Origin of the sequence: uncultured Thiodictyon sp. (assembly GCA_903837595.1) — a bacterium.
Lineage (GTDB): Bacteria > Pseudomonadota > Gammaproteobacteria > Chromatiales > Chromatiaceae > Thiodictyon.
The window spans coordinates 17800-29369 of the sequence record CAILVI010000282.1; the positions used below are offsets into that span (position 1 = coordinate 17800).

General features: G+C 63.8%; 8 protein-coding genes. 4 read left to right on the forward strand and 4 right to left on the reverse strand.

The annotated features are described in order from the left end of the window. Window positions 1-50 precede the first annotated feature (50 nt). Both QZY44_RS15475 and QZY44_RS15480 read left to right on the forward strand, forming a co-directional pair. Window positions 51-1019, forward strand: coding sequence for a diguanylate cyclase (locus QZY44_RS15475; RefSeq protein WP_295447847.1), 969 nt, complete (start codon window positions 51-53; stop codon window positions 1017-1019). A gap of 38 nt (window positions 1020-1057) precedes the next feature. Next, on the forward strand, window positions 1058-3574 hold the full coding sequence (locus QZY44_RS15480; RefSeq protein WP_295447851.1) for an ATP-binding protein: 2517 nt from the start codon (window positions 1058-1060) through the stop codon (window positions 3572-3574). 108 nt (window positions 3575-3682) lie between these two features. On the opposite strand, the gene QZY44_RS15485 is transcribed toward QZY44_RS15480, so the two are convergent. Next, entirely contained in the window at window positions 3683-5407 is a 1725-nt protein-coding gene (locus tag QZY44_RS15485; protein WP_295447855.1) for an alpha/beta fold hydrolase, read from the reverse strand. A gap of 168 nt (window positions 5408-5575) precedes the next feature. On the opposite strand from QZY44_RS15485, the gene mgtA reads away from it, so the two are divergent. Next, a complete protein-coding gene (gene mgtA, locus QZY44_RS15490) occupies window positions 5576-8185 on the forward strand; it encodes a magnesium-translocating P-type ATPase (protein ID WP_295447858.1) in 2610 nt (869 codons plus the stop codon). 136 nt (window positions 8186-8321) lie between these two features. Here the strand turns inward: mgtA and QZY44_RS15495 are convergent, their stop codons facing one another. Further along, complete coding sequence (locus QZY44_RS15495; protein ID WP_295447860.1) at window positions 8322-8531, reverse strand: hypothetical protein; 210 nt, start codon at window positions 8529-8531, stop codon at window positions 8322-8324. A gap of 95 nt (window positions 8532-8626) precedes the next feature. On the opposite strand from QZY44_RS15495, the gene QZY44_RS15500 reads away from it, so the two are divergent. Further along, complete coding sequence (locus QZY44_RS15500; protein ID WP_295447863.1) at window positions 8627-9214, forward strand: chemotaxis protein CheB; 588 nt, start codon at window positions 8627-8629, stop codon at window positions 9212-9214. 38 nt (window positions 9215-9252) lie between these two features. Here QZY44_RS15500 and QZY44_RS15505 read toward each other — a convergent pair whose 3' ends face one another. Together QZY44_RS15505 and QZY44_RS15510 are read right to left on the reverse strand one after the other, a co-directional pair. Next, a complete protein-coding gene (locus tag QZY44_RS15505; protein ID WP_295447866.1) occupies window positions 9253-10053 on the reverse strand; it encodes a ZIP family metal transporter in 801 nt (266 codons plus the stop codon). A gap of 48 nt (window positions 10054-10101) precedes the next feature. After that, a partial coding sequence (locus QZY44_RS15510) for a DUF3623 family protein (protein WP_295447868.1) occupies window positions 10102-11570 on the reverse strand: 1469 nt, incomplete at its 5' end.

Below are 11570 nucleotides of genomic sequence, written 5' to 3' on the forward strand. Positions count from 1 at the left end.
TGTCCAGTGCGGCACACCCGCAAGCCAGAAGAAGAAGAGGAGCAGCAGCCTTGAACACCACTGAACCGGCCACCCCACGGATTCTGGTCATTGATGACAGCCCGGCCAGCATCCACCTCATCGCCCGGGCGCTCGCGTCGGAGTTTGCCGCCGAGTTCGCCCTGTCCGGTGCGGAGGCCCTGACCCGCCTGGCTACGGGGGAGCTGCCCGACCTGATCGTGCTCGACCTCATGATGCCGGAAATGAATGGCGAGGAGGTGCTGCACCGACTCAAGTCCGAGCTGCGCACCCATGACATCCCGGTGATCGTCATTACGGCCAGCAACGATCCCGCGAGCGAGACGGGCGCCTTGCTGGCCGGTGCGGCGGACTTCATTCACAAGCCGGTCAATCCCCAGGTGGTGCGGCTGCGTGTCGGGTTGCACATTCTGCTGCGGGAGCGCGAACGGACCCTGTGCCGGCTGAACGAGGAAATCAAGTCACTTGCCTTCTATGACCCACTCACCGGCCTGCCCAACCGACGGCTCCTGATGGACCGGCTGCAAAATCCGCCGACCCACGGCGTCCGCCGCGAGGAGTCCGGGGCGTTGTTGTTCATTGACCTGGATGACTTCAAGGCCCTCAACGATATCGCGGGTCACGCGACGGGTGACCTGCTGCTCCAGCAGGTCGCCCGCCGTCTCACCGACTGCGTGCGCAAGAGCGATACCGTCGCCCGTCTCGGGGGCGATGAATTCGTGGTGGTGCTGACGAATTTGAGTGGGGCGCGGGGGATCAGCACCGCGCAGGCCAGGATCGTCGGGCAGAAGATCCTGGCCGCCCTCAACCAGCCCTATCAACTGGACGGCCACGAACACCGCAGCACCGCGAGTATCGGGATCGTCCTGTTCGACCATGGCGAAGTGTCCGTGGCGGAGTTGCTGAAGGGGGCGGATCTGGCCATGTATCGGACCAAGGCGGCCGGCCGCAACGCACTGCGCGTGCTCGATCCGGTCACCCCGATCGCCGACCGCACCTGAATGCGCGGTTCACCGGACGCGCCGGGCACCGCAGCGCTATGACCAAAATGGCATTCCTCGGGTTGGCCTACGTCCTGCTGGGGGCCGCCGGCCTGACCCTGGCGATCATCCCGCCCGGTTACGCCAGCCCGGTGTTCCCGGCCGCCGGCCTGGCCTTGGCCGGTGTACTCTGGTACGGGCGACACGCCTTGCCCAGCCTCTGGTTCGGGGCGCTGGTGCTCAATCTCGCACCGCTGTGCCTGAGCAGCACCTGCACCCCCAACACGGCGGTGGTCGCGCTGGCGATTGCGACTGGTGCCACCGTGCAGGCCGGTGCCGGGGCCTGGCTCGTGAACCGCTGGCAGGGGCCGGCCTGGCGGGTGCTGGAGGGCGAGCAGGACGCCTTTCGCTTTCTGTTGCTGGGCGGGGTACTCCCCTGTGTCGTGTCGGCCTCGCTCAGCGTTGCCGGGCTCGTGGTCACCGGCCTGGTCGCACCCGCGGCAGCGCCCTTCACCTGGTGGACCTGGTATGTGGGCGATACCTTGGGCGTGCTGGTCTTTGCGCCGCTCACCCTGTGCCTGCTCGGCTCGGACCCGCTCTGGCGCGACCGCCGTCGCCGGATACTGATCCCCATGCTGGCGACCCTGGGCCTGGCGATACTGGCTTTCTACGGTGCCGCCCGCTGGGACGCGCAGGCGCAGGACGGCCGGTCGCAGACCGATGGCCAGACCATCGCCAAGGGGATGGGTGAGCGTGACCAGTCGCTGGCGCCGACTGCCACCGCGGACCATCGGCCGCGACACCAACCCCGGATGGCTTGGGCGGTCGGTGTCGCGGGGTTGATGTTTGCCACCCTGCTGCAGGTGCTGATGCTGGGTATGACCGGCCGCACCGCCGTGATTCAGCGCAAGAACGACGCGCTGAAGGCGAGCGAGGCGGGCATTGCGCGCTATCGCGACCACCTGGCGGAGTTGGTGGATGAGCGGACCCGGCAACTGGCCGATGCCAACCGCTTCTTGCGGATGCTCACGGATCACCTGCCGAGCATGGTGGCCTATTGGGACCGCGACGAGCGCTGCCGATTCGCCAATGCGGCTTATGCCGACTGGTTTGGGCGTGCACCGGAGGCGATCATCGGCAGAACCCTGCGTGAGCTGCTGGGGGAGTGCCTCTACCAACAGAACGCCCAGTACGTCCAGGGGGCGCTGCGGGGTGAAGCCCAGCAATTTGAGCGGACCCTCATCAAAGCGGACGGGTCCACCGGCTACGCCCTCGCCAACTATATTCCCGATATCTCCAGTGACGGCGCGGACGCCGGCGCAGCGGCTGGGGTGCGGGGGATGGTGTCACTGGTGACCGACATTACTGAGATCAAGGGCGCCCAGTTAGAGTTGCAACGGCTCAATGGCGAACTGGCGGAGCACTCCCGTCGGGCCGAATCGGCCAATCAGGCCAAGAGTGCCTTTCTCGCCCATATGAGCCATGAGATCCGCACCCCGCTCAATGGCATCATGGGCATGACTGAATTGGCCCTGGATGCGCCGCTGAGCCCGCCGGTGCGTGAATCCTTGGGCATGATCAAGTACTCAGGAGCGGCGCTGTTGGCCATCATCAATGACATACTGGACTTCTCCAAGATCGAGGCCGGTAAGCTGGAGCTCGAGGCGGCGCCGCTACGCCTGCCCGACCTGGTCCAGCGTGCCTGTGACACGCTGGGACCGGCCTTGCGAGCCAAGGGCTTGGCGCTCACGGTCACGCTCGACCCGCGGGTCCCGGAGGAGTTGATCGGCGACCCGGGGCGGTTGCGCCAGGTGCTGCTGAATCTGCTCGGCAACGCGCTCAAATTCACCGAGCGGGGGCAGATCAACATCGGCGTGCAATGGTGCAGTCAAGCACAGCGGCAGGCCACGCTGCAATTCTCCGTAGAGGACACCGGCTGTGGTATCGAGCCCGACAAACAGCGTTTGATCTTCGATCCATTCTCCCAGGAAGACGCCTCGATCAGTCGCCGTTTCGGCGGTACCGGTCTGGGGCTCAGCATCAGCAGCCGTCTGGTCGAATTGATGGGGGGGCGGCTCTGGCTCGAGTCGACCCCGGGTCAGGGCAGTACCTTCCACTTTACCGTGGTGCTGGGGCTGGCCGCCGCGGCCAGGCCGGCGCCCGTGGTGCCGGTCGCACCTGACCCAGCGGTCAATGGGCCGGCGGTGCGTGTGCTGCGGCTGTTGTTGGTGGAAGACAACCTGATCAACCAGAAGGTCGGGATGGGCTTGTTGAAACGCCTGGGCCACCAGGTCGTCGTTGCCAACAACGGCCAGGAGGCACTCGACCAACTGGCCGCACAGCCGTTCGACTTGGTGTTGATGGATATGCAGATGCCGGTGATGGATGGCCTGGAGGCGACCCGCCAATTGCGTGCCCGCGAGGCGATCCAAGGGTTGCCGCGGACCACCGTCATTGCGATTACGGCCAACGCCATGGCCAGTGACCAGGCGCTTTGTCGGGCCGCCGGGATGGACGGATTCATCAGCAAACCGTTGCAGGCCGCCGCGCTCAAGGCGCAATTGGATCTGATATAAGGCGATTTCAAGAAATCAATTGACCGCCAAGCGTAGGTGCGACTTAAGTCGCACCTACATCTTATCCGACGGCGATTCGAATCAGGTTTTCCGGGAAGCGCCTAAGCTTCAGGGCTCGCGGACGTAGGTCCCCGGTGCCGGTGCCAATTCGGGAAAGTCCGCGGTGGATGTCGGCCGCGCCGGGACCAGGGTGGCGCTGCGTGGCTTGAGCCAGGTCATCCAATCGTCCCACCAGCTTCCCGCCTGTGGCGCCACCCGCGCCTTCCAAGCCTCCGCCTGATCCGGACAGTGCGCCGCGTCCGCCCAATAGGTCCGCTTGGGCGGGTCGACCGGGGGATTGAGAATGCCGAGGATGTGGCCGGCACTGGAGAGTACGAAACGCTTCTCACCCGGGACCAGGTTGATGGTCCGGAAGGCCTGTTCCCAGGGTGCGATGTGGTCATCCTGCGCGGCCACCGCGTAGAGTGGTTGCGTGATGGCGTTGAGATCCAGGGACTCGCCCGCCAGGCTCACTGCGCCGGGTTGGATCAGCCGATTGTAGAGATAGAGCTCGGTCAGATACCATGCATGCATCGCCGCCGGCATGCGCGTCGTATCCATGTTCCAATACAGCACATCGAATGGAGGCGGGGGTTCACCATAGAGCCAGCCGTGGACGACATAGTGCCAGATTAGCCCATTGGAGCGCAGCAGGCGGAAGGCGCTGGCCATGTCGCGGCCGTCGAGGTAGCCGGTGCGCTCCATCCGCGAACACAAGTCGGAGACACTCGCCTCATCAATGAAAATCTCGATGTCACCCGGTTGCTCAAAATCCACCAGCGTGGTGAATAGCGTCCAGTCGGCGACCGGTACATCGGCGGCGGTGAAGCGCCGGTTGGCCCAGGCCAGGTACATGGCCAGCGCGGTGCCGCCGATGCAATAGCCGACGGCATGCACCTGCCGCGCGCCGCTCATGTGACACGCCACCTCAATGGCAGCCTGGATGCCCTCCAGCAGATAGTCATCCATGCGCAGCCCGCCGAGCTCGGCCCCCGGATTTTTCCAGCTGGTGATGAATACATCCAGACCTTGCTCCAACAGGAAGCGGACCAGGCTCCTTTTCGGCGTCAGGTCGAGTACATAGAACTTGTTGATCCAGGGCGTGATGATCACAACCGGCTCGGCGTAGACCTGGGGCCGGGTCGGTGCGTAGTGGATCACCTCCACGAGTCGATTGCGCAACACGACGGCGCCGGGGGTCGTGGCGAGGGTCTCGCCGACGCTGAAATCGGCGGGATCGGACATCCGTACGTTGCCGGCCTTAAGATCGGCAAGAAAGTTCCGATACCCCGCGGCCAGGCTGCCGCCGCCGGTCTCGAGGGCCTTGCGGATCGCCACCGGGTTGCTCCACAGGCAATTGGTGGGTGCGACCGCGTCGAGCCACTGCCGACACCAGAAGACCGCGCGGCGGCGGTCCTTCTCGGACAGGTCCGGGGTGTCTCGGATCAGGTCCTTGGTATGGCGGCTAACGGTGAGATACCACTCCTTGAGCAGGTCCCAGCCTGGCGCCGCGGACCAGACGGGATCGGCAAAGCGCTCATCGGCGGGGTTGGGGCTGACCGGGTCGGCATCGGGTATTCCCAGCAGACGCTCCCAGCCATGCCATTGCAGGCCCCACAGATCGGCATACAGCTGGGCCGTGCGCTCGCCCAGTTCCTGCGGATGCATGACCCAGGTGGTGGCCGCCGCTGCCAGTGGGGCCTGAGCCAAGGCCGGCGTGGGCGCGGGCCGGTCGTCGGCCCCGCGGCGCGCGGAATCCGGCGGCAAGCCGGTGGTGTCAGTCGATGTGGCCATGAGCGGTCGCCTCGGTCAAGTCCAGCCGGTAAGGTATGAAAAGCCTGGGGCAATGTCCAGCGGGACGGCACTGTGCGATACCGTACCGACCGTGCCGGATGGTTCCGGATAGCCTCTTGGCTTTTCGCTTGGCGGGGGATGCCGTCACCTCCAAGACGAGGTCAACTGATGCCGAACCCTACGAACAACACGCCTTGGTGGCTGGATGCCTCTGCGCAACCCCCAGCAGCACCGGCTGCCGATGTGGCTGGTCTATCCAGCAGTGAGGCGCGTTTACGACTTGCGCGGTTTGGGCCTAACCTGTTCCGCGATCACCGGGAACTGCCCCTCTGGTTGCAGTTTCTCTCACGCTTCAAGAACCCGCTGATCATCCTCCTGCTGGTGGCCAGTGCGATTTCCGCCTCGACCGGCGAACTTACCAACTTCGTGATCATCACGGTGATGGTGTTGTTCAGTGTCACGCTGGATTTCGTGCAAGAGCATCGCGCCGGCAAGGCGGCCGAGAGCCTGCGCCAAACGGTGTCGGTGCGGACCCGCGTCATCCGCGACGGCGAGCCCAAGGAGGTCGCGGTGGCGGACGTGGTCCCCGGCGACCTCGTGGTGCTGTCCGCGGGCGACATGATTCCCGCCGACGCACTCGTCTTGGAGGCGCAAGACCTGTTCGTCAAACAGGCATTGCTGACCGGCGAGCCTTATCCGGTGGAGAAGCGCCCGGGGCCGCCCGCGGCCGATGCCATCGACCTGCAGGACGCCGCCAACGCGGTGTTCATGGGCACCACGGTGATCAGCGGTAGCGCCCGCGTGCGCGTGGTCAAGACGGGTACCAGTACCGCGATCGGCGCCATCGCCGACAGCCTGACCCGGGCGCCGCCGCCGACGGCATTCGAGATCGGCACCCAGCGCTTCGGCATGCTGATCATGCGCCTCACGGTGCTGCTGGTGCTCTTCGTGCTGCTGGTGAATGCCTTCGAGCACAAGCCCTGGCTGGACTCCTTCCTGTTTGCCGTGGCACTCGCGGTCGGGTTGACGCCGGAATTGCTGCCGATGGTGATCTCGGTCACGTTGTCGCGCGGCGCGCAACTCATGGCGAAAAAACGGGTGATCGTCAAGCGCCTGGCCGCCATCCAGAACCTGGGGTCGATGGATGTACTCTGCACGGACAAGACCGGCACCTTGACCGAGGCGAAGATTCGGTTAGAACAACATGTCGATCCCCAAGGCCAGCCCAGCGAACGCGTACTGGAACTCGCCTATCTCAACAGCTTCTTTGAGAGCGGACTCAAGAGCCCGCTCGATGAGGCCATTCTGGCCCACCAGAATATCGACGTTGCCGCCTGGACCAAGATCGACGAGGTCCCATTCGACTTCGAACGGCGGCGCGTCTCCGTCCTGCTGGATAAGGGTAATGGTCGTCTGCTGGTGGTCAAGGGCGCGTCCGAGGAAATCATCGCGCTTTGCACCCATTATGAAGAGTCGGGCAATGACGCGCAGATCCCGCTCGATCGGGCCGCGCGGGAACGGATACACGCTCAACACGTCGCGCTCGAACAGGAGGGCTTCCGGGTCTTAGGGATCGCCTGGCGTCAAGTACCGCAGGATCATTCGGATGCGGTGATCGGAGATGAAACAGAGCTGGTGTTCGCCGGACTTGCCGGGTTCCTCGATCCGCCCAAGGCGAGCGCCGGTGCCGCGCTTGCCGCGCTCCAGGAGAGTGGCGTGACGGTCAAGATCGTGACCGGCGACAGCGAATTGGTGACCCAACATGTCTGCGCCCAACTGAAGATTACGGTCGTCGGGGTGGTCACCGGCAAAGAGATCGACCAGCTGGACGATTGGGCGTTGCGCAGCCGGGTGGAGCGGGCGAATCTCTTTTGCCGGGTCAATCCCGCGCAGAAGAATCGCGTTATCCTCGCGCTCAAGGCCCGCGGCCATGTGGTCGGCTATCTGGGCGATGGGATCAATGATGCGCCGTCGCTACACTCGGCGGATGTGGGGCTCTCGGTGGATTCGGCCGTCGATGTCGCTAAGGAGGCGGCCGACATGATCCTGCTCGATCAGGACCTGCACGTACTGTATGACGGTGTGCTCGAAGGCCGCCGCACCTTCGGCAATATCATGAAGTACATCATGATGGGAACCAGCTCCAACTTCGGTAACATGTTCAGCATGGCCGGCGCGGCGCTCTTCCTGCCCTTCCTGCCGATGTTGCCGACCCAGATCCTGCTCAACAATATCCTCTATGACCTCTCCGAGGTGCCGATCCCACTGGATAAGGTCGATCCGCAAGAGCTGTCCCAGCCGCGCGTCCTGGACATGAAATTCATCCGCAATTTCATGCTGGTGATCGGGCCGATCAGTTCGGCATTCGACTTCCTCACCTTCTATATCCTGCTCGTGGTCCTGCAGGCGGACGCGGCCCTGTTTCAAACCGGCTGGTTTGTGGAATCGCTCTCCACCCAGGTCCTGGTGATCTTCATCATCCGCACCCGCGGCAATCCGTTCAAGAGCCGCGCCCATCCGGTGCTGGTGGCGACCTCCTTGTCAGTGATGCTCATCGGCGCGGTCCTGCCGTTCACACCGCTCGGGACCTATTTCGGCTTCGTGGCGCCGCCCGCGCAGTTCTATGCCATTCTGGGCGGCATGGCCGTGGCCTATCTGGCGGTGGTCGAGGTGGCGAAGAGGGGCTTTTATCGTTGGTATCAGTTGGCGCAGCCGGTTCGGCTACTGAAAAAGGATCGGCTCTTAAGCCAAACGACGAAGGTAAAATTAAATAGCTGATTTCATGCCTGGCGCGGATGCCGGGTGCTCGCTCACCGGCCTTGATCGTCGTTTCGGCCACCGGCGCTCCCGGCGCAGAGCTCCTGACACATGCGTGACACCGCCGGAACGGTGTCACGAGCACGGGTTGAATTGCTCAGGTCCCCATGAGATACGCATGTAACGCTGCGGCCTCGTCATAGGCGACGCGATCGTCGCGGTCCAGGCCGCGTGCCTTATAGTGTTCCTGAATCAAGTCCTTGTATTTGTTAGCGAACGCGTCGACGGGGAGGCTCTTGTCGGCCAATAGCGCGATGGTGATGACCTCGTTTTCGGCAAGATCGACATAGAGTGCTTCTGAGTTCATGGTCTCTGCCTTTGGTGTGGTTTGTCTTTGCTCTTGCCTGGCCAGTTTGCTCAATGCATACCCGTATCGAAATCAACAGAGGCGCTTGAACAACAATGGAAACTGAGACTGAAACAAGAGATTTTCCGGTCGTTTGTGTGGGCGGTTCTGCCGGTGGCCTCGACGCCTATATCCGGTTGCTCCAGCACCTGCCGTGCGATATGGGGGTGGCGATCGTCATCGTCAATCACCTGAGGACGGTCGCCACCCTGCTCCACGAGATCCTCCCGCATTACACGGCAATGCCCGTCGAACTGATCACGGATCACCTATTGATCCGGCATAACCGGGTATTCATCATCCCGGAGCAGCGTGACTTACACGTCCTTGACGGGGCCTTCCGTCTGGAACCCATCTCAAAGCCCCGAGGCTGGCCGGACGTGATTACGGTGTTTCTGCGTTCACTCACCGAGCACTGGAGCGGCAAACTGGTCGCTGTGATTGTCTCCGGCTACGATGGCGATGGGGCAGCGGCCCTGTGCGGTATCAAAGACGTGGGGGGCATTACCATTGCGCAGAAACTTGCCACCGCCAAGCAGCCGGATATGCCCGGGAGCGCGATCGCCAGCGGTTGTATCGACTTCATTCTGTCGCCCGAGGAGATCGCACAAGAGATCATACGTATTGCCCGACGTAACACCTAGAGTCGGCTGGCCGGTTCGGGTGCTTCTAAGCGCTCGCCTCAGGGCTCAAACAGCGAGGTGCCATACATCATCGCCGCGCCACCGACGACCGCCAGGAACAGCCCCACCCGATCGTGCGAATGGAACTGGACCTCGGGCAGCAGGTCGGACAGGGCGATGCACAGGAAGGTGCCGGCGCTGAAGGCGATCACCGAGCCGGTGAAGACCGACTCCAGGGGCGTGGCCAGCAGTGACTTGCCCAGGTAAAAGAAAATGACGCCCAAGGGGATCAGGCAGGCGAAAAAGGCCTGGACCAGCAGTGCGCGGCGCCGTGTTGTGCCGCCCTTGATCAGCAGCGTGGAGATCGTGAAGGCGTCAGCCGGCTTGTGAAAGACGGTGGCGAGAAAGACGGCCAGTCCGACGCCCGGCGCGGCAGCCGAACCCAGGACCGCGCTGCCCAGGGCTACGCCGCCGAGGAAGGTGTGGATGCTGAGGCCCGCCACCGCCGACCAGCCGGCGATGTGCGGGGCGGCGGAACGCTTTTCATCATGGGTGGGCTCATGATCCGCATGATGGGTGTCGGCATGGTCGTGATGTGGGTACCCATTCGCGTCATGACTGTGGGGGCTGATGAAGCGCTCGATGATGTACAGGCCGATGACGCCACAGGCCGCCCACAGGCCGAATTGGCGGCCCGCCAGCTCGGCACTCTCGGGCAGCATGTGGAAAAAGGCCGCACCCAACATGGCCCCGGCGGAGAAGCTCAAATAGAATTGCATACTCCGGTGATTGATCCGGGAGGCCAGCGGGATATAGCCGCCGAGCAGGGATACGGCGGCGATCACCGCGCAATAGGTCATGATTACCAAGTCTGTCGTCCTTCACAGGGTGTGTGCTCGAAAGGCCGCTCAAGGGGCTGAGGCCGTGGCCATGTTCAGCGCGGCGACTGGTCCGTCAAGATTCGCGGCGGCGGCCACCAACGTGCCCTCAATCGCTGCCGTGAGGTGTTCTTCGTGGATGGAGCGGCCGATGGCGGTGATCCGGGGTAGCTCCTCGCCATGCGGCGCAAAGGCCGCGATGGCGGCACGCCCGCCCGCGACGTCGAAGTGGATCCAGCCATCACCGGTGCGCGCGATACCCTTGAGCCGATCGACCTCGCCATAGGCGCCGTTGGCCGCCCGTTCGAGCACGTCGCGAAGACGTTGCATATCGCAGGGCCGCTCCAGGCGCATGCTCCAGGAGGTGAGTCCCAACGCGATCTCATGGTCATGCGCCGGGTCTGGACCCTCGTGGTCGTGGTCATGCCAGGGTTCGTGAAGCTGAACCGGGTCGTGGGCGTGCCCAAGGTCGTCACCATGCTCATGGCCGTGTTCGTGGTGGTGTTCGTCCTGATGCGGCGCCTCGCCGGGCTGGGCGCTCTGGGCGGCCGGGCGCGAGAATAACCCATCAAGCACGTCTCGGGGCAGGTCGCCATGGGTGGCGGACACGATCGGCGCCGCCGGATTGAGCGCGCGCAAGGTGTCCTGTACCGTCTGGAGCTCGGCCGCCGATACCAGGTCGACTTTGTTGACGATGAAGGCCGGCGACAGCCTGGCCTGGGTCTCGAAGTACTCGGGCAGGCGCGCAAAATCACGCAGGAAGGCACTCGCGTCGATCACGGTATAGACCCGCAATTGCTTGACCAGCGTACGCAAATTGGGTTGATACAGGACCCGCAGCAGTGACGCGATATCGGCCACCCCGCTGGGTTCGATCAGCACCCGCTGCGGTGACCAGAGCGCCATGATGTTCTTGAGTTGGCTCGACAAGTCACTCTTGAGCGAGCAGCAGATGCAGCCATTCGGCAGTTCGACAACCTCGGCGCCGCGCCCGCGCAGCAGCGAGGCATCGATACCCAATTCACTGAAATCGTTGACCAGGGCGACGGTCCGTACGGCCGGATCGGCGGCCCCGAGCAGACGCCGCAGGAAGGTGGTCTTGCCGGCCCCGAGGAAGCCGGCGGCGATGTCTACCTCGAAGGGCTGGATCGTCTTGGCGCGCGAGGCCAGGCCCGCGCCCCAGATCGCCCCCTGGGGAAGTGGCATCACGAGCAACCAATGTTCCAGCACGGCCAATGCCATCAGTGTCGCAAGAAAGGTATAGCCGGTCGCCTCGAAGGCGGTGGCGTCGGCGGCGAACGCGCGTTGCACCAGCAAACCCGTGATCAGGGTCGAGATCGACACGGACACGGGAAAGAACGGATTCATCGACTTCTTGGAAAAGAAGCGCGCCAGAAAGGCGAGATGTTCCGGCAGGTACTCCTCGTTGATGTTGCGCACCCCGAAAAAGACATTGAGCTTGGCGCTCTGGTGCATCCACCACAGCACCATGAAGGTCC

Coding starts and splice junctions, on each gene's coding strand:
- QZY44_RS15500 (WP_295447863.1), top strand. CDS start 8,627: ATGGAAACTGAGACTGAAACAAGAGATTTTCCGGTCGTTTGTGTGGGC.
- QZY44_RS15495 (WP_295447860.1), bottom strand. CDS start 8,531: ATGAACTCAGAAGCACTCTATGTCGATCTTGCCGAAAACGAGGTCATC.
- mgtA (WP_295447858.1), top strand. CDS start 5,576: ATGCCGAACCCTACGAACAACACGCCTTGGTGGCTGGATGCCTCTGCG.
- QZY44_RS15505 (WP_295447866.1), bottom strand. CDS start 10,053: ATGACCTATTGCGCGGTGATCGCCGCCGTATCCCTGCTCGGCGGCTAT.
- QZY44_RS15485 (WP_295447855.1), bottom strand. CDS start 5,407: ATGGCCACATCGACTGACACCACCGGCTTGCCGCCGGATTCCGCGCGC.
- QZY44_RS15480 (WP_295447851.1), top strand. CDS start 1,058: ATGACCAAAATGGCATTCCTCGGGTTGGCCTACGTCCTGCTGGGGGCC.